Origin of the sequence: Micromonospora sp. DSM 45708 (assembly GCF_039566955.1) — a bacterium.
Lineage (GTDB): Bacteria > Actinomycetota > Actinomycetes > Mycobacteriales > Micromonosporaceae > Micromonospora.
Map to the genome: position 1 here is coordinate 6,577,164 of NZ_CP154796.1, position 24,182 is coordinate 6,601,345.

Here is a 24,182-nt window from a genome sequence, read left to right on the forward strand (position 1 = left end):
GATCCACCCCCGGCCCGCTAGGCTGGCGATCCCATGTCCGAAGCCTCCGCCTCCGCCGCCGATCGCCGTGAGCTGACCGCCGCGCAGCGCAACGCCGTCGCCGAACTGCTCCGCGTCTCCCCGGTCGCCGACGAGCTGGGTCGGCGCTTTGCCCGTGCCGGTCACGAGCTGCACCTGGTGGGCGGATCGGTGCGGGACGCGCTGCTCGGCCGGCTCGGCAACGACCTCGACTTCTGCACCGACGCGCACCCGGACCAGACCGTGAAGATCATCCGGGGCTGGGCCGAGTCGATCTGGGAGACCGGACGCGAGTTCGGCACCATCGCCTGCCAGCGCGACGGCCTCAACCTGGAGATCACCACCTTCCGCGCCGAGGTCTACGACCAGGTGAGCCGCAACCCGGTGGTGCAGTACGGCACCAGCCTGACCGAGGACCTGAAGCGTCGCGACTTCACCGTCAACGCGATGGCGGTGAGCCTCCCGGACCACCGGTTCACCGACCCGTACGGCGGTCTGGACGACCTCGCCGCCAAGGTCATCCGTACGCCCGGCACGCCGCAGGAGTCGTTCCGCGACGATCCCCTGCGGATGCTGCGCGCGGCCCGGTTCGCCGCCCAGCTCCGCTTCGCCGTCCACCCCGAGGTCCGCGCGGCGATGGCCCGGATGGCGTCCGACCTCGACCGCATCACCGCCGAGCGGATCCGGGACGAGTTCACCAAGCTGCTCTGCGGGGCCGACCCGGTGACCGGGCTGCGCCTGCTTGTCGACACCGGCCTGGCCGAGCGCTTCCTGCCGGAGCTGACCGGCCTCAAGCTCACCATCGACGAGCACGCCCAGCACAAGGACGTCTACGAGCACACGCTCACCGTGGTCGTCAACGCCATGTCGATGGAGTCCGACGGCTGCGACTTCGTGCTGCGGATGGCCGCGCTGATGCACGACGTCGGCAAGCCGGGCACCAAGGCGGTCGGTCCGGACGGCCGGGTCAGCTTCCACCACCACGAGGTGGTCGGGGCGCGGCTGACCAAGGCCCGGATGAAGGCGCTGCGCTACCCCAAGGACGTCACCTCGCAGGTGGTCAAGCTGGTCGGGCTGCACCTGCGTTTCTACGGGTACGGCCGGGGCGAGTGGACCGACTCGGCGGTCCGCCGGTACGTGACCGATGCCGGTGACCTGCTGTCCCGGCTGCACAAGCTGACCCGTTCCGACTGCACCACCCGCAACCGGCGCAAGGCCGCCCAGCTCGCGGCCGACTACGACGCGTTGGAGGAGCGGATCGCCCGGATCGCCGCCGAGGAGGACCTGGCCCGGGTCCGGCCCGACCTGGACGGCAACGCGATCATGGAGCTGCTCGGCGTGCCGCCGGGGCCGGTGGTCGGCCGCGCCTGGGCGCACCTCAAGGAGCTGCGCCTGGAGCGTGGCCCGCTGGACCGGGACGAGGCCGAGGCGGAGCTGCTGCGCTGGGCCCGCGGCGAGGGCATCGTCGGCTGATCCGCCGGCTGGGAAAAAGCGACGACGATACGCCGGCGTGTCGACCGAACGGTTGACGTGTTCCGGTCGATCTCTGCCGCATGATGTTGGTCATCGCCAGCCCCCCGCTCGACGGGCGCGGCTGTCCTGATCTCATCCGCCCGTCCGATCCGGACGGTCGCTGGACACGGGGAGACAATTCGGTGTCACGTCCCGGCGCGCTGCGCCGCTCCGCGCTGGTGGGGCTCGCCCTCACCTCCGCCACCTCGATCATCTGCGCCGCCACCGGCGGCGCCGCCCTGGCCGATCCGGTCGCCCCGCCGCGTGGCGACGTCCGGGGCGCCGGCACGACCAGCGCCGTGCCCGGCAGCTACATCGTCGTCCTGAAGGACGGCAAGGCCAGCCCGGCCAAGGTGCGGTCCACCGCGTCGGCCCTCACCGGCGAGCACGGCGGTTCCGTCCGGCAGGTGTTCAGCCGGGCCTTGCACGGCTACTCCGCCGCCATGGACCGCCGGCAGGCGGAGCGGCTCGCCGCCGACCCGGCCGTCGCGTACGTCCAGCAGGTCCAGCGCTGGAAGACCTCCGGCAGCCAGACCACGCCGCCGTGGGGACTGGACCGGATCGACCAGCTCAAGCCGAAGACCGACGGCCGGTACACCTACCCGGCGACCGGCGCCGGGGTCACCGCGTACGTCATCGACACCGGCATCGACATCGACCACAAGGACTTCGGCGGGCGGGCGAGCTACGGCTACGACGCCGTCGACGGCGACGACGTCGCGCAGGACTGCAACGGTCACGGCACGCACGTGGCCGGCACGGTGGGCGGGACGAAGTACGGCGTGGCCAAGGACGTCGAGCTCGTCGCCGTGCGGGTGCTCGACTGCGACGGCGCCGGTCGCACCGACCAGGTGCTGGCCGGCATCGAATGGGTCACCGCCAACGCGGTCAAGCCGGCGGTGGCCAACATGAGCCTGGGTTCCGACCGGGTCGACCAGGCGATCAACGACGCGGTCACCCGTTCCATCGCCTCCGGCGTCACGTACGCGGTCGCGGCCGGCAACGAGTCGGCGGACGCCTGCACGGTCTCGCCGGCGAGCGTGCCGGCGGCGATCACGGTCGGAGCCACCGACCGGCTCGACTTCCGGGCCCGGTTCTCCAACTACGGGTCCTGCCTGGACACGTTCGCGCCGGGCGCCGGCATCGTCTCGGCGGAGCAGGGCACCACCGACGGGTCGGTGGCGATGAGCGGCACCTCGATGGCGTCCCCGCACGTGGCGGGCGCCGCCGCGCTGCTGCTGGAGGCGCACCCGACCTGGACGCCGCAGCAGGTGCGCGACTCCGTCGTCACCACCGGCATCGGCGGCGCGGTGCACGACAGCATGGGCTCGCTGGACCGGCTCCTGCACCTCGGCACGGTCCCCACGGCGCGTGGCTCGTACGGGCTCAAGGCCCGGGCCAACGGCCGCTACGTCGTGGCGGAGAGCGCCGGGACGAAGCCGCTGATCGCGCGCGGCACCACCATCGGCGCCTGGGAGAAGTTCGACGTGGTCGACGCCGGCGGTGGCCTGTACGGCCTGCGCGCCCGCGTCACCAACAAGTTCGTCACGGCGGAGAGCGCCGGCGCGAAGCCGTTGATCGCGCGCGGCACCACCATCGGCGCCTGGGAGAAGTTCCAGATCGTCGACAACACCGACGGCACGGTCAGCCTGAAGGCCACGGTCAACGGCCGGTACGTCACCGCGCCGAGCGCCACCTCCCCGCTGATCGCCAGCAAGACCTCGATCGGCGCCGCGGAGAAGTTCGACTTCGACGCGCCGGCCCCGATCGTCGGCATCAAGGCGGTGGCCGGCGGCCGGTACGTCACGGCGGAGAGCGGCGGCGCGAAGCCGCTGATCCCCCGCTCGACGACGGTCGGTGCCTGGGAGAAGTACGAGGTGGTCAGCGACGGCGACGGCTTCTTCGGCCTGAAGGCGCTGGCCAACGGCAAGTTCGTGGCGGCGGAGAGCGCCGGTGCGAAGCCGCTGATCGCGCGCAGCACCTCGATCGGCGCGTGGGAGGCGTTCGTCTTCCTCGACTACTACGGTGACGGCTCGGTGAGCCTCTACGCCAACGCCAACGGCAAGGCGGTCACCGCCGGCAGCGCCGGCACCAGCCAGCTCGTCGCGAGTCGCGTCATCGACTGGGACAGCGACACCCTCGGTCTGGGCGCCGGCGAGAAGTTCGTCCTCGCCGTGCTCTGACCCGTACCACCGCACGGCGCCCGCCGGCTCCCCGAGGGGAACCGGCGGGCGCCGTCGTTCACGGGGTGACCGTGCTGCCGTCCACCGCGTTCCTGCCGTTGGTGTGCGCGCTGCCGAGCCGGGCGAGCAGGCCGGCCAGGTCGATGCCGGTCAGGTCGCTGCCGAGCTGGAGGCCCTGGGCGACGTTGCCGGCCACCGACTTGGTCAGCGACGAGGCGCCGTCGGTGGAGATGACGGTCATCTTGTCGATCGCGCCGATCGGGGCGCTCGCCGCACCGACCACCTCGGGCAGCACCTTCACCAGCAGGTCCAGCACCGCAGCCTCGCCGTACGCGGCGAACGCCTCGGCCTTGCGGGCCATCGCGTCGGCCTCCGCCTGCCCCTTGGCCAGGATGGCCGCGGCCTCGGCCTGGCCCTCCCGCTCGACCGCCTCGGCGATCGCGGACCGCCGGCGCTGCTCCGCCTCACCTTCCTTGGCGCCCTCGATCGCGTTCGCCTCGGCCAGCGCGGCGCGGCGGGCCCGCTCACCCTCACCGGTGAGCCGGGACTGCTCGGCGATGGCCTGGGCGGCGGCGATGGTGGCCTGCCGCTCGGCGTCGGCGCGCAGCACCGCCGCGTTGCGGGCCGCCTCGGCCTCCTGCTCCACCTTGTACCGCTGCGCGTCGGCCGGCTTGCGGACCTCGGTGTCGAGCTGGCGCTGCTTCAGCTCGGCGTTGCGCTCGGCCACCTTCTGCTGCTCGGAGAGGATCGCCTGGTCCCGCTCGGCCTGGGCGAGCGGTCCGGCCGCGGCCGACTTCGCCTTCGCCGCGTCGATCTCGGCCTGGATGCCGGCCTGCTTGAGCGACAGGTTCCGGTTCGCCTCGGCGATCGCCTCCTCGGCGAGCAGCCGCTCCTGCTCGGCGGCCTGCCGGGCGCGGGCCTCGGCGATGGCCGCGTCCTTGAGCACCCGGGCGGCCTCGGGCCGGCCCAGGTCGGCCAGGTACGACCCCTCGGCCAGGATGTCCTGGAGCTGGAACGTGTCCAGCACCAGGCCCTGGTTGGTCATCGAGTGCTCGGCCTCCTCGGCCACCGCGCTGGCGAACGCGGCCCGGTCCCGGATGACCTCCTCGACGGTGAGCCGGCCGACGATCGAGCGCAGCGCGCCGGCCAGCACCTCGCGGGTGAAGTTGTCGATCTCGTCCTGCTGGTGCAGGAAACGCTGGGCGGCGGCCCGGATGGCGTCCTCGGTGCCGCCGACCTTGACGATCGCGACGCCGTGCAGGTCGGCGCGGATGCCCTGCTTGCTCACCGCGCCCCGGATGCCGACGTCGATGCGCCGGCTGGACAGGTCGAGCGACTGGAGCTTCTGCACCACCGGCAGCACGAAGACCGAGGCGCCGAGCACGACCTTCTGCCCGGACATGTCGGTGGATCGGATGCCGTCGGCGGTCTGGGTGGTCCGGCCCTTGCGGCCGGTGACGATGAACGCCTCGTTCGGCCCGGCCACCTTGATCCGGGAGAGCACGAAGAAGACGAGCAGGACGGCGAGGAGGACCGCGCCGCCGATGGCGACGAGCAGGGGCATGGGGGTTCCCGTCTGTGCGGAGGGATCAGTAGGTCTCGACGTGCACGCTGGTCTCGCTGAGCGCTTCGACCACGAAGATCCGGGCGCCGACCGGGATCGGCCGGTCGGACCGGGCGTTGAGTTTGACCGGCTGGCCGGCGAGGCGGACCCGGACCTCGCCGTAGCCGTCGCTGGGGATCGGGGTCACCACCAGACCGATCGCGCCGGCCAGGTGGTCCCGGGTGGGTGTCGGGTCGGTGCGCATGTCGCGGGCCGCGCGGCTCAGCCGGGCCGCCAGCCAGCCGGTGGGCACCGCGGCGAGCGCGCCGCCGGCCACCGCCGCCGCGATCATGCCGGGGGTACGCGCCCCGAGCATCTCGTTGACGATCGCGCCGCCGAACCCGAACGCGCCGATGAACCCGGCGACCGCCTCCAGCGACACCGGGCCGTCGACGTCCGGGTGACCGAGGTGCAGCACTCCCGACCCGAGCAGGGCCAGCGTCAGCACGCCGACGCCCACTCCGCCGATGATCAGGAAGATGAGCGTCCCGGTGGCCACGACCTGCACGGTATCGGCACGGCGCAAGGTCGTCCGCACTGAGCGGACGCTCAGTACGGCGCGATCGTCACCTCCAGGTCGACCAGTTGCCGCGGCAGTGGCTGGCGGACCAGTTCCCGGCCGCTGGTGTCGGTGAGCACGAAGTCGCCGGCGCCGAACGGCCGGCGGTACAGCAGCCGGTCGCCGGTGACCCAGGCGACGTCGGCGCTGGGCAGCGGGTTCACCACCCGGCCGGTCGCGGTCTCCACCAGCAGCGGTTCCTGATGCCCCTGGACGACCACCATCGTCCCGTCCGGCGACCAGGCGTCCGGGCCGACCGGCCCGCCCGGCAGGTCGATCAGTCGGGTGGGCCGGCCGTCGTCGACCGACAGGAGTTGCACCCCCTTGGCGAGGTCCCGGGGCCACGACTCCGACTTCTGCCTGCTCAGCGTCAACGCGACCGACCGGCCGTCCGGCATCCAGGTGAATTCGCACCGGTCGGCGCAGGGCCAGCCGAGCCGCCCGACCGGATGGGTCTTCTGCCGGCCGTCCCGGTCCAGCACGACGAAACCGAAGTGGTCGAGCTGGCTGGTGGTGAACAGCAGCCGCCGGCCGTCCGGCGACCAGCGCGGCGCGGAGAGGGCGCGGCCCACCTCGTACCAGCGGGTCTTTCCGGTGGCCAGATCGAACAGACCGATGTCCCGGGCGCGGTCGTCGTCCCGGACCGCGACGAGGGAGCCGGCCGGCGCCGGGAAGATGCCGTCGTACCGGTCGGTGGCGAAGTACCGTCCGCGCCCCCGGTCGAGCAGGAACCCGCTACCGGAGCCGCCCACCACCTGGGCGCGGGTGACCACCCACTCACCGGGTAGCACCAGCGGCCGGTCCGCCCAGTCCGCGCCGGGTTCGGCCCGGAGCACCGGCGAGGGGCTGGCGGTGACCGGTGGCGTCGGGGGCGTGGTGGGCGGCGGAGCGGAACGGGGGCGCAGCAGCACGAACGGCAGTGTCACCGCCACCACCGCGACCAGCGCCACGGCGGTCGCGGCGGCACGCCGGCGGCGACGCAGCCGGCGGCCCCGCCCGAGCGCCCGCAGTGCCAGGTCCGGCGCGGGCGCGGCGCCGTCGGCCAGCTCGCGTACGGCCCTGCGGAGCGTCTCGTCCAGCGACGTGCTCATCGGGTCACCTCCGCCCGGGTGGTCAGCTCGTCGAGTGCCGGCACCAGTTGCCGCAGTCGGGCCAGCGCCTTCGCGCTCTGGCTGGCCACCGTGCCGGGCCGACAACCGAGCAGCGCGGCGGTCTGCTCGACGCTCAGGTCCTCCAGGTAGCGCAGCGTCAGCACCGCGCGCTGGCGGGGTGGCAGCGCCCGGAGCGCGTCCCGCAGCAGCAGCCGCAGGTCGCTGTCGTCACCCGCCGCCGGCCGCTCCGGCAGGTTCGCCACCGGCACCTCCGCGCGCCGCGCCCGTCGCCGCCAGCCGGAGACCTGGTCGTGGTAGAGGATCCGTTTCACGTACGGCTCCGCGTCGCCGCGGATCCGGGGCCACCGGGTGTACGCCTTGGCCAGCGCGTTCTGGAGCAGGTCCTCCGCCGCGTGCTGGTTGCCGGCCAGCGCGTACGCGACCCGTAGCAGGACCGCCCCCCGCTCGTTGACGAACGCGGTGAACTCCCCGTCGACCTCCGCCACCGTCCACCTCCGTGTCTCAGACGCGCGGCACGGGTGAAACTTTGCCCGCCGCGCGACAATGGGTGGCATGCGCTGGACCGTGCTCGACTCGCCGATCGGGGAGTTCTCCGTCGGCACCGACGCCGACGCCGTACGCGGCGCGCACTTCGGCCGGGTGGCGTCGGCCGTCGAGGAGCCCGGCGACGACGTGGCCCGGCGGGCCGTGGCGGAGCTGCGGGCCTACTTCGCCGGTGAGCTGACCGAGTTCGGCGTGCCGGTGTCGGCGCAGCGCGGCTCGGAGTTCGAGCGGGCGGTCTGGCGGGAGATGACCCGCATCCCCTACGGCGAGACGATCACCTACGGCGAGGTGGCCCGGGCGCTCGGCGACCCGGGCGCGGCGCGGGCGGTGGGGGTGGCGTGCAACCGCAACCCGGTGCCGGTGATCGTGCCCTGCCACCGGATCGTCGGCGCGGGCGGCAAGCTGGTCGGCTTCGGCGGCGGGCTGCCGCGCAAGGTGACGCTGCTGGAGTTGGAGGCGGGCGTCGCGCTGCGCCGCGCCTGGTCCTGACTACTGACTCGACTCCGGCCCCTCGGCGTTACGCGTGCCACGCCGGTCAAAGCCACGGGCCCACCCACCTCCAGCGCGGTGATCATGAGGTTGCGGCGCTCGTCGCCCGACCCGTCGCCGCCAACCTCATGCCCCACCCCCACCCCCACCCCCTCTCCCGCTCCTGGGAGGCCTCTTGGGCGTGATCAAGGAGTTGGGGTCGGAGTCGATCTTCGCGGTGACGCGAACTCCTTGATCACCTCCTTTACACCTCGGCGTCGGCGCGGCCCGAACGACGACGGAGGGCCGGGTCCCGACGGACCCGGCCCTCTTCAAGGTGTGTCAGCGCGTCAGCGCTCGATCTCGCCGGCGATGAACGCCTCGACGGCGGCGTGCGCGTCGTGGTCGGCGTACTGCTGCGGCGGGGACTTCATGAAGTACGAGGACGCGGAGAGGATCGGGCCACCGATCTTCCGGTCCAGCGCGATCTTCGCGGCGCGGACGGCGTCGATGATGACACCGGCCGAGTTCGGCGAGTCCCACACCTCGAGCTTCAGCTCCGCGTTGAGCGGGGTGTCGCCGAAGGAGCGGCCCTCCAGACGGATGTACGCCCACTTGCGGTCGTCCAGCCACGGCACGTGGTCGGACGGGCCGATGTGCACGTCGCTCTTCTGCATCTCGTGCGGGATCTGGGACGTCACCGACTGGGTCTTCGAGATCTTCTTCGAGACCAGGCGGTTGCGCTCCAGCATGTTCATGAAGTCCATGTTGCCGCCGAAGTTGAGCTGGTACGTGCGCAGCAGCTCGACGCCGCGGTCCTCGAAGAGCTTCGCCAGCGCGCGGTGCACGATGGTGGCGCCGACCTGGCTCTTGATGTCGTCACCGACGATCGGCAGGCCGGCGTCGGTGAACTTCTGCGCCCACTCCGGGTCGGAGGCGATGAAGACCGGCAGGGCGTTCACGAACGCGCAGCCGGCGTCGATCGCGGCCTGGGCGTAGAACTTGTCGGCCTGCTCGGAGCCCACCGGGAGGTAGGAGACGACCACGTCGACCTGCGCGTCGCGCAGCGCCTGCGCCACGTCGACCGGCTGGGCGTCCGACTCCTCGACGATCTCGCGGTAGTACTGGCCCAGGCCGTCGAAGGTCGGGCCGCGCTGCACGGTCACGCCGGTCGGCGGGACGTCGCAGAGCTTGATCGTGTTGTTCTCGCTGGCGACGATCGCCTCCGCGAGGTCCATGCCCACCTTCTTGGCGTCCACGTCGAACGCCGCGACAAACTCCACGTCCGAGACGTGGTAGTCGCCGAAGGTGACGTGCATGAGACCCGGGACGCGGTCGTTCGGGTCGGCGTTCCGGTAGTACTCCACGCCCTGCACGAGGGACGAGGCGCAGTTACCCACACCGACGATGGCGACGCGGACGGAGCCCATAGCGTCTGCCTCCTTCTTCTTCATCACGGCCGCTCTGTCCTGGACGTTCCAGGCGTGGGCGGGCTGTCGTTGTCTCCTCGGCCGCCGACCCTCCGGGAATCCGGGGCGGTCGGGGCCCGGCCGGAGCGCTCGTTGGCGATGAGCTCCTCCAGCCAGCGGACCTCGCGCTCGCAGGCGTCGAGCCCGTGGCGCTGCAGTTCCAGGGTGTACGCGTCGAGGCGCTCGGCTGCCCGGCCGAGCACGTCACGAAGACCTTCGCGGCGCTCCTCGATCTTGCGACGGCGACCTTCCAGGATCCGGAGCCGGGTGGCCTGGTCGGTCCGGGCGAAGAACGCGAAGTGCACGCCGAAGCCCGTGTCGTCGTACGTCTCGGGTCCAGCCTGCGCTATGAGCTGGGCGAAGCGTTCCTTGCCCTCCGCGGTAATGGTGTAGACCACCCGACCGCGTCGGCTGGTCAGCGCGGGAACCTCCTCGGCGGTCGCGGGTGTCTCGGCGGCTTCGGTGATCCACCCCGCCGCCTGCAACCGGCGCAGGGTCGGGTAGAGCGAGCCGTAGCTGATCGCCGCCCGGATGGCGCCGAGCTTGGCGGTCAACTCCTTGCGCAGCTCGTAACCGTGCATCGGAGCCTCCTGCAGGAGGCCCAGGATGGCGAACTCGAGCACGGGTGCCATCCCTTCTTTTCCCCCTGCGCGGAGGGCTAACCGCCGCGATGTATCGGGCCGATACATCGCACGTTAGCGGAGAGCGGTGGCCAGGGCAAACCCTCGGTTACGCGACGTGGTCATCACGGATCGTGACCATGGTCGCCTCGGTTCGCCGGAGCGCGTACCCTTTGCCGCATGCGTACGCAGCGCCAGGTCGTCGACTACTCGCTCCAGAAGCGAGCGGTGCTGCGTGAACTCCTCGCCGGGCGGATCGGCACGTACGACGTCTGCGACGCGTCGCCGTACCTGAAGAACGCCGCCCGTTTCCACGGCGAGCCGACCGATCACCGCTGCCCGATCTGCCGCGGTGAGAACCTCATCCACGTCCACTACATTTACGGTGACGAACTCAAGCAGTCGGCGGGTCAGGCGCGCACTCGGGCCGAGTTGCCCGTCCTGGCCATGACGCTGCGTGAGTTCCAGGTGTTCGTGGTGGAGGTCTGCCCCGGCTGTGACTGGAACCACCTCGTCGAGCAGTTCCTGCTCGGTCGGGACGGTCTCACGGGCGAGGCGACGGACGCGACCGGGTCGGCCGTGGCCGACGGCTCCACCGCCCGGCGAAGGCGAGAGGCGCAACGGTGAACGCGGCTGTCCCGACCGCTGCCGGCCCGTTGTCAGGGCGGCACGAGCGACAGCCTTTAAGCGTAATTGGTCCGAATAGGTCTAATTTGATGGGCACGGACCGGCGCGGCGGGTCGGTAGTGTCCCGTGTTTCAGCTCACGGCAACCCGGTGGCGGCGCCCCCGCGCCCCACCGCGACCGGCAGGGTGTGAGGAATGAACTACGGCGATTCCAGTTCTTCGCGTGGGCGGGCCCAGATCCCGGGCCCGAACGGCGGCGACCCCGGCTCCGAGCGGAGTCCGCGCGGGAACGGTTGGTCCGGCGCCCCCGAGGGGGGCGCCTCGGCGCGTGCCTCGGTCACACCGGGTGGTGCGGGCGGCCGGGCCCCGGTCGGCGGCGTCGCTCCGGTGCCCCGCGGGTCGGCGGGCTCGGCCCCGGTCGGCGGTGTCGCTCCGGCACCCCGGGGGGCGGCGGGCTCGGCCTCGGTGGGCCGCGCCGGCGCGGGACGGGCCTCGGTGCCGGTCTCACCGGCACCCGGCGTCGCCGGGCGCGCGGGCGCGGGACGGGCGTCCGTCCCGGTCTCCCCGGCCGGACCGGCCGGCCGGGCCTCGGTGGGCGCGGCGAGCGTGGGCGGCGCCGGGCGGGCGGGCGTCGGCGCGGCGCCCGTCGGTGGCCGTGCCGCGGTGGCCCGGGCCGGCGTGCCCGGCTTCAGCGGCGGCCCCGGTGGTCCCGGCGGTCCGGGTGGGCCGACCGGCCCCCGGCGCGGTGGTCGCGGTGAGGACCCGGCGCGGTCGAAGAAGCGCCGCCGGCTCAACATGCTGATCGCCGGCTTCGCCGTGTTCATCATGCTCGCCGGCATCGGCGTGGTCAGCTTCACCTGGTACTCGACGAAGGTGGTGCTCCCGGAGGACACCATCCCGCCGCTGTCGACCACCATCTACGACTCCACCGGCAAGAACCCCATCGCCCGGATCGGCGACCAGAACCGGCAGCTGGTCACCATCGACCAGATCCCGGAGCACGTCCAGCACGCGGTCGCGGCGGCGGAGGACCGGAACTTCTACCGCCACTCCGGCGTGGACTACAAGGGCATCGCGCGGGCCGCCTGGAACAACCTGAGCGGCGGCGACAAGCAGGGTGCCTCGACGATCACCCAGCAGTACGCCCGCAACGCGTTCGACAACCTGAACCAGGACTCGTACGGCCGCAAGGTGAAGGAGGCGGTCCTCGCCTCCAAGCTGAACGACCGCTACGACAAGCGGACGATCATGCAGCACTACCTGAACGTCATCTACTTCGGCCGGGGCGCGTACGGCATCCAGGCGGCGGCGAAGACGTACTTCAACAAGGACGTCAACAAGCTGACGGTGGCCGAGGCGGCGGTGCTGGCCGCGTTGATCAAGCAGCCCGAGCCGAGCTCCACCCACCAGGGCTACGACCCGGCGATCAACCCGCAGGCCGCGCTGGACCGGTGGAACTACGTCGTCAACGGCATGATCACGGAGAAGTGGCTGGACGCGCCGAACATGCCGGATCACCCCACCGAGTACCCGAAGAACATCCTGAAGCCGACGAAGAACAGCGCCGGCGGCTTCGGCATCGACACGCCCTACGGCAACATCGTCAACTACGTCTCGCAGGAACTGCGCGAGATGAACCTCTGCACCGACAACGAGGCCGAGGCGACCGACGCGAAGCCGCTCTGCTCGAAGGCGCTGAGCCGTGGTGGTTACAAGATCACTACCACGATCGACAAGAAGATGCAGGAGGCGGCGCTTGCCGCGGCCCAGCGGGCCAAGAAGGGCTCCGAGCTTGAGGGGCAGCCGAAGAACCTGATGGCCGCCGTGGTGTCCATCGAGCCGAAGACCGGGGCGGTGCGCGCCTACTACGGCGGGGACAACGGCACCGGCACCGACTACGCCGGCAAGAACGTCGAGAACGGCGTGATCAGCGGTGGCCACTCACCGGGTTCAAGCTTCAAGATCTACACGCTGGCGGCGGCGCTGAAGGAAGGCATCTCGATCAAGTCCCGCTGGAAGGGCTCGGCGTTCACGCCGAAGGACACGAAGTTCAAGGTCAGCAACGCCGGCGCGGACCGGGTCTCCTGCGGCGACTCCTGCACGCTGGAGCTGTCCACGCTCAAGTCGCTGAACGTGCCGTTCTACTACATCACCGAGAAGATCGGCCCGGACAAGGTGCTCGACATGGCCAAGCAGGCCGGCGTCACCACCATGTGGCAGACCGACACCAACCCGGCGAAGGCACACGACCTGACCAAGGCGGACCCGAAGGACCTCGCGCCGAACCCGTTCTTCCACGTGATCGGCTACGGCCAGTACCCGATCACGGTGCTCGACCACGCCAACGGCGTGGCCACGTTCGCCAACCAGGGCGTCTACAACAAGGCGCACTTCGTGAAGCTGGTGCAGAAGCAGAACCCGAACACCGGCAAGTGGGACACGGTCGGCGGTGAGAAGCTCAAGCCGCAGCGGCGCATCGACAAGGACATCGTCGCCGACGTCACCTCCGTGCTGGAGCAGTACCCGGCCCAGGTGGACCACCGGCTCGACGACGGCCGCAAGGCCGCCGAGAAGACCGGCACCTGGGAACTCGGCGACGGCAGCAACGACAACGGTGACGCCTGGATGATCGGCTACACGCCGCAGCTCGCCACCGCCGTCTGGGTCGGCAACGTCAAGGACCGCAAGGCGATCAAGTACAAGGGCGGCGCGACCATCAGCGGTGCCAAGATGCCCGGTGACATCTTCGAGCGTTTCATGAACGACGCGCTCAAGGGCAAGGACAAGGAAGACTTCCCGCCGGCCGCGAACGTCGGCAAGGACGACACCGGCAACGGCGAGATGCCCGCGCCCCCGCCGCCGACCCCGAATGGGCCCGGCGGGCCGGCCTGTGACCCGCTCGGCCTGTTCTGCCCCGGTGGCAACAACCCCGGCGGTGGCAACCCGGGCGGTGGCGGTAACCCCGGCGGCGGCGACCAGGGCGGCGGCACCCCCGGCGGCGGCCTCCCCGGCGGGGGTGGCCGTGGCGGCGGAGTGCTGCCCAGCACCCCACCCACCCGTCAGACCAACTGACGCGTACCACCGACGGCGGCGGCCGGACCCGAGCGGTCCGGCCGCCGCCGCGTTTCGCGTACCGGAATTTCTGCGCGCACGGCGGGACGGACGGCCCTGACGTACGGCAGGATGCCTCTCCATGAGCACCCAGTCGACCGCAGGCATCGATGAACCCGGCACGTCCGGGGAGGAGACGCCCCGGCCCGGAGCGACCGAGGACCACCCGTCCCGCTCGGACTGGTTCGTCCGGGGCACGTCCGGCCTGATCGGCGGTCCGCTCGGTGACCACGCCGCCGCCCTCGACCGGCCGGCCGGTCGCGACGGCCGGTTCTGGAGCGCGGCGCGGATCGTGCTGGCCCTGATCTGCCTCACGCTCGCGCTGCACTGGGTGCAGAAGTCCCCCTGCCAGGACGGCGCCTGGCAGAACAACGTCCAGTACACCCGGATGTGCTACACCGACGTGCTGGCGCTCTACTACGCCGAAGGGCTCAACGAGGGCAAGGTGCCCTACGCCGACCACCCGGTGGAGTACCCGGTGCTGACCGGCTACTTCATGGGCGCGCTCGGCCTCCCGGTGCACGCCCTCGGCGTGGACAACCCCGGCCTCAACCAGGGGCAGTGGTTCTACAACCTCAACGCGCTGGTGCTCGGCGCGCTCGCGGTCGCCACCGTCGCGGTCATCCTCAGCCTGCGCCGCCGACGACCCTGGGACGCGGCGCTGTTCGCCCTCTCACCGGCGCTGGTGCTCACCGCCACCGTCAACTGGGACCTGCTCGCCGTCGGCCTGGCCGCGTTCGGGCTGTTGGCCTGGGCGCGCACCCGGCCCGACCGGTTCGGCATGCTGATGCCGGGGCTGGCGGGCGTGCTGCTCGGGCTCGGCGGCGCGGCGAAGATGTGGCCGCTGTTCCTGCTCGGCCCGATCCTCGTCCTCACGCTGCGCGCCGGCCGGCTGCTGGCCGGGCTCGTCGCCACCGGCGCCGCGCTGGTGGCGTTGGTCGCAGCCAACCTGCCGGTGGCGATCCCGTACCCGGAGAGCTGGGGCCGGTTCTTCGACCTGAACACCACCCGCCCCATCGACTGGGGCACGCTCTGGTACATCGGCCGCTACCTGGACGGCCGGATCAGCCCGTCCGCGCCCGGCGAACTCGGCCCGTTCGAGTGGCTCAACGCGAACATCCCCACCCTCAACTGGGTGTCGTACCTGCTCTTCGGGCTGGCCTGCCTCGGTGTGGCCGCGCTCGCGCTGCTCGCCCCGCGCCGGCCCCGGCTGGCGCAGATCGCGTTCCTGGTGGTCGCCGCCTTCCTGATCTTCAGCAAGGTCTGGTCGCAGCAGTTCGTGCTCTGGCTGCTGCCGCTCGCGGTGCTCGCCCGACCCCGCTGGGGCGCGTTCCTGGCCTGGCAGTTCGCCGAGGTCTGCTACTTCGCCGCGTTCTACGGCGAACTGCTCGGCACCGCCACCTCCCGGCCGGTCTTCCCGGAAGGGGTGTTCGTGCTGGCCTCCAGCCTGCGCCTGATCACCGTGGCGGTCCTCTGCGGCTTCATCGTCCGGGACATCCTGCGGCCGGAGCAGGACGCGGTGCGGCAGACCTACGCCGACGACCCCGACGGCGGGGTGCTCGACGGCGCGCCGGACGCGCCCTGGCACCAGCGCTGGCGCGCACGCTCCGGTGCCGCCGACCACCCCGTCGAACCCGTACCGGCCTGACCCGGTCGGCGTCGGCGCTACAAGCGGTAGACGACCGCGTCGCCGACCTGCTCCCGGGTCACGCCCAGGCCCTCGACCGGCCGGTCGAGCATCCCCTCCCACGGGGTGCCGCCGAGCCGGTCCCGGAGCACCACCACGTTCCGGACGCCGATCCGGCGCAGGTAGTCGATGCTGGCGTAGTCGGGGAAGCTGACCGTGGCCTCGCGGGTCCGGGCCTGCGACGCCGGGGTGAAGCCGCTGCCGCCGTTGACCATCTGCTGGAACCGGTCCGTCGACCAGAGCATCACCGGCTGGTCGAGGTTCTGGCTGCTGGGCAGCACCAGCAGCGGCCCGTCGACGGTCCGCATCACGGCCGGCTGCTGCGGCACCACCGGATGCGGGGTGACGTTCAACCCCTCCGCGAGCACCAGCGCCAGCGGCAGCAGCGTGGCCAGCCGCAGCCACGGGCCGGGCCACGGCGGGACCCGTTCCGCGGCGAGTTCCCGCACCCGGGCGCAGAACGCGGTGACCGCGCCGGCCGCGAGCAGGCCGAGCAGCAGCGTCGCCCAGAGCATCATCCGGCCCGGCGTACGCAGCCCGTTCCAGCCCGGCAGGTAGTCGAAGAGCGGCACGTAGGTGAACCGGCCGTCGAGGAACCTGGTGCCCATCGCCAGCGCCATCGTCACCAGCACGCCGGCGAGCAGGAACAGCCGGTGGCGGACCCGCCAGACCGAGAAGAACAACCCGCCGGCGGCCAACGCGTAGAGCGCGAAGCCCGGCAGCAGCGTCATCTCCGGGGGCCAGGGCAGCGCCGCCCGCGCCCCCTCGTGCAGCTCGCCCCACACCCGTGACTCGGCCGGCGCGGTGAACAAGCCGCTGGCCGGCGGCGAGTAGAGCTGGATCTCGGCGAGCGTGCGCGCCGCGTTGGGATGCAGCTCGGCGACCTTGAAGAAGGGGATCGCCAGCAGGCCGCCCACCGCGGCGAAGACCAGCCCGCCGACCAGGTCGGCCAGGAACAGCCGGCGGCCGAACGGGCGCTTCACCCGGCGGCGCCGGACGAACCACAGCACCGCCGAGACCAGCACCACACCGGCCAGCAGGTACGCGAACGGCAGCCCGATGCCGAAGCCGAGGCTGAGCTGCCAGGCGGCCACCAGCCAACCGGCGAGCGCCCACCCCGCGTGCCGGCGGCGCGGGCGGTAGCCGTACCGCAGCGACCAGCCGTGACCACGGGCGAGCATGGCCAACGCCAGCGGGATGCCGCCGTTGGAGATGATGTGCAGGTGCCCGGCCTGGGCCAGCAACCACGGCGCGTACGTGAAGCCCGCCCCGGCCACCGCGCCGCCGATCCGGCCCGCGCCGAGCTGCCGGGCCAGCGCGTACGCCCCGAACGCGGCGAGCGCGTGCGCCAGCACGAACATGATGTTGTAGCGCAGCACGGCGTGCTCCGGGCCGACCCCGATCAGGCCGGCCGGCGCGTAGCCGAGCAGTGTGTCGGAGAACGCGAAGCTCCAGTTCTCCGGGAAGAACGTGTTGGAGTGCCAGAGCATCGCCGGATCGGTGCGCAGGATATGGCCGGACCATGCCATCTGCCACGCCTGGAGGCTCGGGTCCCAGTAGTCCTGCGGCAGCGTGTAGCGCGGGTAGCGCAGCGTGGGCCAGGTCATCGCCGCGGCCAGCGCCAGCGCGGCGACGGCGGCGAGCGTCCACTCGTGCACCAGGAACCGGCCCACCGCGCGGACGGCCCGGCGGGCACGGCCGAGCACCGGCTCGGGCGCCGGCCCGAACGCGGTCCAGGGGTCAACCGCCTTCCCGCCGTCCGTGCCGGCGGTCTCGGCCGTGCCGGTGCTGCCGCTCTCGCCGTCGCTGTCACGCTTGCTCGGGCCGGCGGCGGCGTCGGTACTGCCCTCGTCGGTGCTGTCCCCTGGCGCGTCGGTCCCACCCTTGCCGCCCGGTGCCGTGCCCTTGTCGGCCGCCGCGTCCTTGTCGACGGCCGCGTCCTTGCCGATGGCCGCGTCCTTGCCGATGGCCGCGTCCTTGCCGATGGCCGCGTCCTTGTCGACGGCCGCGTCCTTGCCGGCCCGTGCCGCGTCCTTGCCGGCCCGTGCCGCGTCCTTGTCGGCTCGCGCCGTGTTCGTGTCGGCCGCCGTGCTCGTGCCGCCGTCCACCCGGTCGCCGGCTCCGGTCGGTGCCGGCTTCCCCTCGTCGGCCGGGGAGCCCTTGCGGGTCGGTCGCGGGCCGGCGCCGGAACGACCGGTCGCACCGGACTGCTCCATGGTCATGCCGTGGCGCCCAACTGGCCGCGCAGGAACGCGATGTCGGCCGCCTGACCCTCGACGCCGCCCGGGGTTTCGACGATCACCGGCGCTCCGGCCGCCCGGACCACGGCCACCAGCAGCTCCGGCTCGATGGTGCCGCCGGTGAGGTTGTCGTGGCGGTCCTGGCCGGAGTTGAAGGCGCCCTTCGAGTTGTTCGCGTGGATCAGGTCGATCCGGCCGGTGATCGCCTTGACCCGGTCGACCAGACCCAGCAGCTCCTCACCGCCGGCGTGGGCGTGACAGGTGTCGAGGCAGAAGCCGACCTCGTGGTCACCGAGCGCGTCCCAGAGCCGGGCCAGCGCGTCCAGGTGCCGGGCGCAGGCGTTGTCACCGCCGGCGGTGTTCTCGATCAGCACCGGCAGCGGGAAGCCGCCGGAGTCCGCCGCGTACGCGAAGGTCTTGCGCCAGTTGTCGAAGCCGGCGGCGAGATCGCCCCCGGCGTTGACGTGGCCGCCGTGCACGATCAGCCCGCGGGCCCCGACGGCCGCCGCGGCGGTGGCGTGGGCCAGCAGCAGCTTGCGGCTCGGGATGCGGATCCGGTTGTTGAGCGTGGCCACGTTGATCACGTAGGGCGCGTGGACGTAGAGGTCGACGTCGGCGGCGCGCAGGCGCTCGGCGTCCTCCCGCGGCTTCGGTGCCTTCCAACCCTGCGGGTCGGCGAGGAAGAACTGCACCGCCTCGGCCTCCCGGGTGGCCGCCTCGGCCAGCGGGTCGGTCGCGTCGACGTGGGCTCCGATTCGCATGCAGGGCAGCCTACGTCGCGTCTACGACGGGCGGTGCGCACGCGCGCGGGGGGCGGACGCGTCACCACCCGGCCCGGCGGTCGTTGTCCGAAGTGGGATCGATGGTCGACGCTCCGCCCGACGTGGTCCACAGCACGGACGGCGAGGGGAGACGCCCGGCGACGGGTCGCCCCGCCGTGCGGCCCGGCACGACGGGGCGGGGTCCCCTGGTCACCACACCGCAATCGGTCAGATGGATTAATTCCAGCATTTACCCCAAGTGGTGACGAGAGCCGCTGTATGGTCAGACCAGATGACAACATGATAAAGCTCCGCGGGGCGTCCTCGATCCAACCTCATCGGTGTGGTCGTTCCTCCCCAGGTCCCACCCAAGGAATGCGGACGGGACGCCCCGCGGCCCCGTGGACAGGGGTCCACCTTTCCGGCGCCCGACGCCGGGGGTGGGCCCCTGTCACCGCGTCCGGAGCCGTCCGGGGCCACCGGCCCCGGCATGATCGTCCGGACCGGCTATCCTGGTCCGGTTGTCCGCGTCCGGCCGGGTTCCCCCGGCACCGGGCGGGCACGACGCACGACCTCCTGCCACGGAAGGACCGTGGCCGCTTAGCCCACAGGAGGTGAGCACGTCTTGCGTCACTATGAAGTCATGGTGATCCTCGATCCCAGCCTCGAGGAGCGCACCGTCGCCCCGTCGCTCGACACGTACCTGAACGTGATCCGGACCGCGGGTGGCTCGGTGGAGAAGACCGACGTGTGGGGCCGCCGGCGCCTCGCGTACGAGATCAACAAGAAGGCCGAGGGCATCTACGCCGTCGTCGACCTCCAGGCGACGCCGGAGGCCGTGGCCGAGCTGGACCGTCAGCTCCGACTCAACGAGTCGGTGCTGCGCACCAAGGTCATTCGCCCGGAGATGCGCTGAGCATCTAGACCCGGCACGTCCGGATCAAGCTCATCCGCGCTGTCGGAGGGCTCTGAGAGCCTGTACGGCACAACGATGAGTGCGCGAGGAGATGGTCATGGCAGGAGACACCACCATCACGGTCATCGGCAACCTGACCGATGACCCCGAGTTGCGGTTCACCCCCTCCGGTGCGGCGGTGGCCAAGTTCCGGGTCGCTTCGACGCCCCGGTTCATGGACAAGGCGTCCGGCGAGTGGAAGGACGGCGAGCCGCTGTTCCTCTCGTGCACCGTCTGGCGCCAGGCCGCCGAGAACGTCGCCGAGTCGCTGCAACGCGGCGCCCGGGTGATCGTGTCCGGCCGGCTGCGTCAGCGGTCGTACGAGACCCGCGAGGGTGAGAAGCGCACCGTCATCGAGCTGGAGGTCGACGAGATCGGCCCGTCCCTGCGCTACGCCACGGCGAAGGTGCAGAAGATGTCCCGCTCCGGTGGCGGAGGCGGCGGCTTCGGTGGTGGTGGCGGCCAGGGCGGCGGCGGAGGCAACTTCGACGACCCCTGGGCCTCTGCTGCCCCGGCCCCCTCCCGCGCTGGTTCGGGCGGCGGAAACTTCGACGAGGAGCCCCCGTTCTGATGGCGCCGAGCGCCCGCGATCGCAAACCAGGAGCAAGAGCAATGGCGAAGGCTGCGGCACTGCGCAAGCCGAAGAAGAAGGTGAACCCGCTCGACAAGGACGGGATCACCTATATCGATTACAAGGACACCGCGCTGCTGCGCAAGTTCATCTCCGACCGCGGCAAGATCCGCGCTCGACGGGTGACCGGCGTGACCTCGCAGCAGCAGCGGCAGATCGCCCGTGCGGTCAAGAACGCCCGTGAAATGGCGCTCCTGCCCTACACGGCCACGGCCCGCTGAGGGGAGGCACGGACATGAAGATCATCCTTACTCAGGAGGTGTCCGGCCTCGGCTCTCCGGGCGACATCGTCGAGGTCAAGGACGGCTTCGGCCGTAACTACCTGCTGCCGCAGGGCTTCGCGATCGCCTGGACCAAGGGTGCCGAGAAGCAGGTCACGGTCATCAAGCGGGCCCGCTCGGCCCGCGAGGTCCGTGACCTCGACCACGCCAACGAGATCAAGGGCCAGATCGAGGGCCTGAAGGTCAGCCTGAAGGCCCGCGCCGGCGACGGTGGCCGGCTCTTCGGTTCGGTCACCCCGGCCGAGATCGTCGACGCCGTCAAGGCGGCCGGCGGTCCGAGCCTGGACCGGCGTCGGCTGGAGACGCCCGGCCACATCAAGTCGCTCGGCGCCTACCCGGTCAGCATCCGGCTGCACCCCGAGGTGACCGCCAAGTTCGACCTGAACGTGGTCAAGGGCTGACCCCACCGCACCACGAAAGGGCCCGCACCGGTTGTCCGGTGCGGGCCCTTTCTCGCATCTTCCGACGACGCGCGCCCCGACCGGCGGGCTCAGCCGATCGGCTGGCCGGTCACCGCGCTGATCACCACCGTGGACAGCCCACCACCCACCACGGCCGCCGCCAACGCCACCGTCGCCGACCGCCACGTCGTACCGACCTGACGCAGCAGCACCGCCACCACGAGGCTGCTCACCAGCGCCAGCCCGAACCTCGGCGCCGCCGCCGACAACGACGCGAACGCGTGGGCCCGCGGCGAGTCGCAGCCACCGCCACTGATGTCGGTGACGCACCCCGCCGGCGCCTGCCCGTCCAGGAACACCAGGCCGAGGAAGAGCAGCACCGCCGGCACCAGATAGCAGGCGGCCGTGTAGACGAGCGGTCGCAGCGGCCCACCCGGATCCGGATCCAGCAGGTCGTCCTCCAGCCGGCGGCTCCACGAGCCACCGCCGACCGGGTCCATCCGCCGCCGCGTCGGGGAACCGACCGGCCCGACCGGCTCCGCCGCCCGACGGCGCGGCGCGGCCCGGGGACGCGGCGCGGTGTACGCGACCACCGGCGACTGCGGCGCCGACGTCGGCGTCTCCATCCACCGCGGATCGTCACCCGCCAACCGGGTCCCCGACCAGAACTCCTCGACCTGCTCCGGCGACGCCCAACCCTCCCGGACCGGCGGCGCCGTGCGGTCCCACGGATCGGCCGCCGGATACCGCGGACCGGCGTCCCGCACCCGGTCGAGGTGACCGGTGTCGGTGAACCGGTCCCACTCACCGGTGTGCTCGGTGCGGTCCCACCGGCTCCCGGCCTGCTCCCACCGACCTCCGGCGTCCGCCCGACCCCACGCGCGCACGCCCGACGCGTCCCACGGATCGACCGCGGGCTGCTCCACCGGGGCCGGCTCGGCCGCCCGACCCCGTTCCCAGGGATCCACGGCCGGCGGTGGCCAGGACGAACCGGTCGCTCGCGGACTCCGCCGGGCCGGCCGCTCGGCGTCCCACCCGCCGGTGCCACCACCCGGGCCCGTCTCGTCCGGCAGCCCCGACCAGATCACCTCCGGTCGGCGGGTTGCCGCCCGCCGCGGACGGCTCCGGGGCGCCGTCCCCGACACCGGCCCGTCCTCCCCGGCCTCGGCCCGTCTGCTCCCGACGTAGCCCTGCTCCTGCGGGGCGTCCATGGTCCACTCGGCGGTGTGGTCGGACACCGGCCCGGGCCCGACGGCCCGCAGCTCGCGTCGGCCGTCGTCCCGACGCCGACCGGTGTCGGCCCGCCAACCACCGCCGGAGGCGGGCGACTCGGCGTCGTCGTCGTCCGGCGCGGCATGCCGCCCACCGCCGTCCGCCCGACTGACCCCCGACTCCACCGCCCACCGCGGAAGGTAGGCGTCCACCGGCTCGTCCTGGCCGCGCTCGATGGCCCGCCGTCGGCTCGGCGTGCGCTGGCGCTCCGGCGCGTACGGGTCCACGGGGCGCGGACCAGCGGAAGCGTCCCAGGAAGCGCTCGGCCGGCGCTCGCGCGGGCTGTCCTCCCCGCTTGCCCAGTCCCGGTGTCTCACGGCCGGAGCGTGACCCTTCTCAACCCGAAAGTGCAATCCGCTGTCAAGGTGCAGCCGTTCGCAGCGATAGTACGGGACGAACGACGCCAAGGCTCGACCGGAAATCTTCCGTCCACAGGGTGGGGATAGGAAAAGCCCAGGTCAGAGGCGATAGGCCCGGAATCCTCCATCACTTTTCCACACCCCTGTGCACACCCTGCGCACATGCCGGTCCCCCTGCGTCCACAGGTTGTCCCGAGGCTCGTCCACCGGCCCTGTTGGTGGCTGACCTCGGGTTCCGTATCGTGGCCAGCGACCGCCGGGCGATGGCCCCCGATCGACCGGAGGGTCGGCGGAAGTTGTCACACCCCGGCGATAGAGCTGGACTCGATCCGACGCAGCAAGGGGGGACCCGTGTCGGTCACCGACGAGACGCGCGCGGAACGGACCGGGGGGCAACCGTCCGAGCCGCCCATGCGGGAGGCGTCCTTCGAGAAGACACCACCCCAGGACGTGGCCGCCGAGCAGTGCGTCCTCGGCGGCATGCTGCTCTCCAAGGACGCCATCGCGGACGTCGTGGAGATCCTCAAGACCAACGACTTCTACCGCCCGGTGCACGCCACCATCTTCGACGCGATCCTCGACATCTACGGTCGGGGTGAACCGGCCGACCCGATCACGGTGGCCGCGGCGCTGGCCGACTCCGGCGACCTCGCCCGCATCGGCGGCGCGCCCTACCTGCACACCCTGATCGCCAGCGTGCCCACCGCCGCCAACGCCGCCTACTACGCCCGCATCGTGGGCGAGCGGGCCGTGCTCCGCCGGCTGGTCGAGGCCGGCACCCGGATCGTGCAGCTCGGCTACGGCACCGGCCCGAGTGGCAGCCGGGACGTGGACGACATCGTGGACCTTGCCCAGCAGGCCGTCTACGAGATCACCGAGAAGCGGGTCAGCGAGGACTTCGCGATCCTGGCCGACATGCTCCAGCCCACGCTGGACGAGATCGAGGCGGTCGGCGCCCAGGGCGGCGTGATGACCGGCGTCCCGACCGGCTTCACCGACCTCGACCGCCTGCTCAACGGCCTGCACGCGGGGCAGTTGGTGATCGTGGCCGGCCGACCTGGTCTGGGCAAGTCGACCGCATCTATGGACTTTGCCCGAAATGCGGCTATTCGCGCTAACCAGGCCGCGGCGATCTTCTCGCTGGAGATGAGCAAGGTCGAGATCGTCATGCGACTTCTCTCGGCCGAGGCGCGGGTGCCGCTGCACGTGCTGCGCAGCGGGCAGCTCTCCGACGACGACTGGACCAAGCTGGCCCGCTGCATGGGCGAGATCAGCGAGGCGCCGCTCTTCGTCGACGACACCCCGAGCATGAACCTGATGGAGATCCGGGCGAAGGCACGACGGCTCAAGCAGAAGCACGACCTGAAGCTGATCGTGGTCGACTACCTCCAGCTCATGACCTCACCGAAGCGCACCGAGAGCCGGCAGCAGGAGGTCGCGGATCTGTCCCGTGGCCTGAAGCTGCTGGCCAAGGAGGTCGAGTGCCCGGTGATCGCGGTGAGTCAGCTGAACCGTGGCCCGGAGCAGCGTACGGACAAGCGACCGCAATTGTCCGATCTGCGTGAATCGGGATCTATTGAGCAGGATGCTGACGTAGTAATCCTTTTGCACCGCGATGACTATTATGACAAGGAGTCGCCGCGGGCCGGGGAGGCGGATTTCATCATCGCCAAACACAGGAATGGGCCGACCGACACGGTGACGGTCGCCGCGCAGTTGCACCTGTCGCGCTTCGTGGACATGGCCATCGTCTGAGCGACCGCCTTGTACG

General features: G+C 71.8%; 20 protein-coding genes. 11 read left to right on the forward strand and 9 right to left on the reverse strand.

Annotated features, from left to right (window positions below; all coding sequences use genetic code 11):
• The first annotated feature begins 33 nt into the window (after window positions 1–33).
• Together VKK44_RS28840 and VKK44_RS28845 are read left to right on the forward strand one after the other, a co-directional pair.
• A complete protein-coding gene (locus tag VKK44_RS28840; RefSeq protein WP_343444301.1) occupies window positions 34–1,491 on the forward strand; it encodes a CCA tRNA nucleotidyltransferase in 1,458 nt (485 codons plus the stop codon).
• A 182-nt stretch (window positions 1,492–1,673) separates the two neighbouring features.
• A complete protein-coding gene (locus VKK44_RS28845) occupies window positions 1,674–3,713 on the forward strand; it encodes a S8 family serine peptidase (RefSeq protein ID WP_343444302.1) in 2,040 nt (679 codons plus the stop codon).
• A gap of 58 nt (window positions 3,714–3,771) precedes the next feature.
• On the opposite strand, the gene VKK44_RS28850 is transcribed toward VKK44_RS28845, so the two are convergent.
• The 4 genes from VKK44_RS28850 to VKK44_RS28865 are packed head-to-tail and all read right to left on the reverse strand — an operon-like array spanning window position 3,772 to window position 7,472.
• Window positions 3,772–5,277 (reverse strand): flotillin family protein, encoded by a 1,506-nt coding sequence (locus VKK44_RS28850; protein WP_343444303.1) that lies wholly within the window; start codon window positions 5,275–5,277, stop codon window positions 3,772–3,774.
• 25 nt (window positions 5,278–5,302) lie between these two features.
• The gene (locus tag VKK44_RS28855; RefSeq protein WP_281933951.1) at window positions 5,303–5,824 is read right to left on the reverse strand and encodes an NfeD family protein; all 522 of its coding nucleotides are present in this window, start codon (window positions 5,822–5,824) and stop codon (window positions 5,303–5,305) included.
• 41 nt (window positions 5,825–5,865) lie between these two features.
• The gene (locus VKK44_RS28860) at window positions 5,866–6,966 is read right to left on the reverse strand and encodes a TolB family protein (protein ID WP_343444305.1); all 1,101 of its coding nucleotides are present in this window, start codon (window positions 6,964–6,966) and stop codon (window positions 5,866–5,868) included.
• Complete coding sequence (locus tag VKK44_RS28865; RefSeq protein ID WP_343444306.1) at window positions 6,963–7,472, reverse strand: SigE family RNA polymerase sigma factor; 510 nt, start codon at window positions 7,470–7,472, stop codon at window positions 6,963–6,965. The genes VKK44_RS28860 and VKK44_RS28865 overlap by 4 nt, the downstream gene beginning before the upstream one ends.
• 67 nt (window positions 7,473–7,539) lie before the next feature.
• On the opposite strand from VKK44_RS28865, the gene VKK44_RS28870 reads away from it, so the two are divergent.
• On the forward strand, window positions 7,540–8,019 hold the full coding sequence (locus tag VKK44_RS28870) for a methylated-DNA--[protein]-cysteine S-methyltransferase (RefSeq protein WP_343444307.1): 480 nt from the start codon (window positions 7,540–7,542) through the stop codon (window positions 8,017–8,019).
• Window positions 8,020–8,348: 329 nt separating this feature from the next.
• On the opposite strand, the gene VKK44_RS28875 is transcribed toward VKK44_RS28870, so the two are convergent.
• Window positions 8,349–9,428: an inositol-3-phosphate synthase gene (locus VKK44_RS28875; protein WP_343444308.1), complete on the reverse strand. Its 1,080-nt coding sequence runs from the start codon at window positions 9,426–9,428 to the stop codon at window positions 8,349–8,351.
• A gap of 23 nt (window positions 9,429–9,451) precedes the next feature.
• Window positions 9,452–10,090, reverse strand: coding sequence for a PadR family transcriptional regulator (locus VKK44_RS28880; RefSeq protein ID WP_343444309.1), 639 nt, complete (start codon window positions 10,088–10,090; stop codon window positions 9,452–9,454).
• A 177-nt stretch (window positions 10,091–10,267) separates the two neighbouring features.
• Between VKK44_RS28880 and VKK44_RS28885 the strand changes: the two genes are divergently transcribed.
• From VKK44_RS28885 to VKK44_RS28895, 3 genes are all read left to right on the forward strand, one after another.
• Window positions 10,268–10,714, forward strand: a complete 447-nt coding sequence (locus tag VKK44_RS28885) for a DUF5318 domain-containing protein (RefSeq protein WP_343444310.1) — start codon at window positions 10,268–10,270, stop codon at window positions 10,712–10,714.
• Between the two features lie 194 nt (window positions 10,715–10,908).
• Window positions 10,909–13,785: a transglycosylase domain-containing protein gene (locus tag VKK44_RS28890; protein WP_343444311.1), complete on the forward strand. Its 2,877-nt coding sequence runs from the start codon at window positions 10,909–10,911 to the stop codon at window positions 13,783–13,785.
• A gap of 121 nt (window positions 13,786–13,906) precedes the next feature.
• Window positions 13,907–15,472, forward strand: coding sequence for a glycosyltransferase family 87 protein (locus VKK44_RS28895; protein ID WP_343444312.1), 1,566 nt, complete (start codon window positions 13,907–13,909; stop codon window positions 15,470–15,472).
• A gap of 17 nt (window positions 15,473–15,489) precedes the next feature.
• Here VKK44_RS28895 and VKK44_RS28900 read toward each other — a convergent pair whose 3' ends face one another.
• Window positions 15,490–17,733, reverse strand: coding sequence for a hypothetical protein (locus tag VKK44_RS28900; RefSeq protein ID WP_343444313.1), 2,244 nt, complete (start codon window positions 17,731–17,733; stop codon window positions 15,490–15,492).
• Window positions 17,730–18,512: a deoxyribonuclease IV gene (locus VKK44_RS28905; RefSeq protein WP_343444314.1), complete on the reverse strand. Its 783-nt coding sequence runs from the start codon at window positions 18,510–18,512 to the stop codon at window positions 17,730–17,732. Before VKK44_RS28905 ends, VKK44_RS28900 begins: the two co-directional genes overlap by 4 nt.
• A 625-nt stretch (window positions 18,513–19,137) precedes the next feature.
• On the opposite strand from VKK44_RS28905, the gene rpsF reads away from it, so the two are divergent.
• The 4 genes from rpsF (at window position 19,138) to rplI (ending at window position 20,780) form a co-directional block, all read left to right on the forward strand.
• Window positions 19,138–19,428, forward strand: a complete 291-nt coding sequence (rpsF, locus tag VKK44_RS28910) for a 30S ribosomal protein S6 (RefSeq protein ID WP_088643630.1) — start codon at window positions 19,138–19,140, stop codon at window positions 19,426–19,428.
• Window positions 19,429–19,507: 79 nt separating this feature from the next.
• Window positions 19,508–20,038 (forward strand): single-stranded DNA-binding protein, encoded by a 531-nt coding sequence (locus VKK44_RS28915; protein ID WP_175438580.1) that lies wholly within the window; start codon window positions 19,508–19,510, stop codon window positions 20,036–20,038.
• 41 nt (window positions 20,039–20,079) lie between these two features.
• Window positions 20,080–20,319 (forward strand): 30S ribosomal protein S18, encoded by a 240-nt coding sequence (rpsR, locus tag VKK44_RS28920; RefSeq protein ID WP_007073789.1) that lies wholly within the window; start codon window positions 20,080–20,082, stop codon window positions 20,317–20,319.
• A 14-nt stretch (window positions 20,320–20,333) separates the two neighbouring features.
• Window positions 20,334–20,780, forward strand: coding sequence for a 50S ribosomal protein L9 (gene rplI, locus VKK44_RS28925; RefSeq protein WP_343444315.1), 447 nt, complete (start codon window positions 20,334–20,336; stop codon window positions 20,778–20,780).
• An 89-nt stretch (window positions 20,781–20,869) separates the two neighbouring features.
• Here rplI and VKK44_RS28930 read toward each other — a convergent pair whose 3' ends face one another.
• Window positions 20,870–22,279 carry a hypothetical protein gene (locus VKK44_RS28930; RefSeq protein WP_343444316.1) on the reverse strand — a complete coding sequence of 470 codons (1,410 nt, stop codon included), beginning with the start codon at window positions 22,277–22,279 and terminating at the stop codon, window positions 20,870–20,872.
• A 483-nt stretch (window positions 22,280–22,762) separates the two neighbouring features.
• Here VKK44_RS28930 and dnaB point away from each other — a divergent pair, with 483 nt between their 5' ends.
• On the forward strand, window positions 22,763–24,166 hold the full coding sequence (dnaB, locus tag VKK44_RS28935; RefSeq protein ID WP_343444317.1) for a replicative DNA helicase: 1,404 nt from the start codon (window positions 22,763–22,765) through the stop codon (window positions 24,164–24,166).
• Window positions 24,167–24,182 lie beyond the last annotated feature (16 nt).

What these genes read in the sequence shown, in the direction of transcription:
- VKK44_RS28885 (WP_343444310.1), top strand. Translation starts at nt 10,268, where the DNA reads ATGCGTACGCAGCGCCAGGTCGTCGACTACTCGCTCCAGAAGCGAGCG.
- rpsR (WP_007073789.1), top strand. Translation starts at nt 20,080, where the DNA reads ATGGCGAAGGCTGCGGCACTGCGCAAGCCGAAGAAGAAGGTGAACCCG.
- VKK44_RS28875 (WP_343444308.1), bottom strand. Translation starts at nt 9,428, where the DNA reads ATGGGCTCCGTCCGCGTCGCCATCGTCGGTGTGGGTAACTGCGCCTCG.
- VKK44_RS28895 (WP_343444312.1), top strand. Translation starts at nt 13,907, where the DNA reads ATGAGCACCCAGTCGACCGCAGGCATCGATGAACCCGGCACGTCCGGG.
- rplI (WP_343444315.1), top strand. Translation starts at nt 20,334, where the DNA reads ATGAAGATCATCCTTACTCAGGAGGTGTCCGGCCTCGGCTCTCCGGGC.
- VKK44_RS28860 (WP_343444305.1), bottom strand. Translation starts at nt 6,966, where the DNA reads ATGAGCACGTCGCTGGACGAGACGCTCCGCAGGGCCGTACGCGAGCTG.
- VKK44_RS28890 (WP_343444311.1), top strand. Translation starts at nt 10,909, where the DNA reads ATGAACTACGGCGATTCCAGTTCTTCGCGTGGGCGGGCCCAGATCCCG.
- VKK44_RS28850 (WP_343444303.1), bottom strand. Translation starts at nt 5,277, where the DNA reads ATGCCCCTGCTCGTCGCCATCGGCGGCGCGGTCCTCCTCGCCGTCCTG.
- VKK44_RS28840 (WP_343444301.1), top strand. Translation starts at nt 34, where the DNA reads ATGTCCGAAGCCTCCGCCTCCGCCGCCGATCGCCGTGAGCTGACCGCC.
- VKK44_RS28905 (WP_343444314.1), bottom strand. Translation starts at nt 18,512, where the DNA reads ATGCGAATCGGAGCCCACGTCGACGCGACCGACCCGCTGGCCGAGGCG.
- VKK44_RS28870 (WP_343444307.1), top strand. Translation starts at nt 7,540, where the DNA reads ATGCGCTGGACCGTGCTCGACTCGCCGATCGGGGAGTTCTCCGTCGGC.
- VKK44_RS28900 (WP_343444313.1), bottom strand. Translation starts at nt 17,733, where the DNA reads ATGACCATGGAGCAGTCCGGTGCGACCGGTCGTTCCGGCGCCGGCCCG.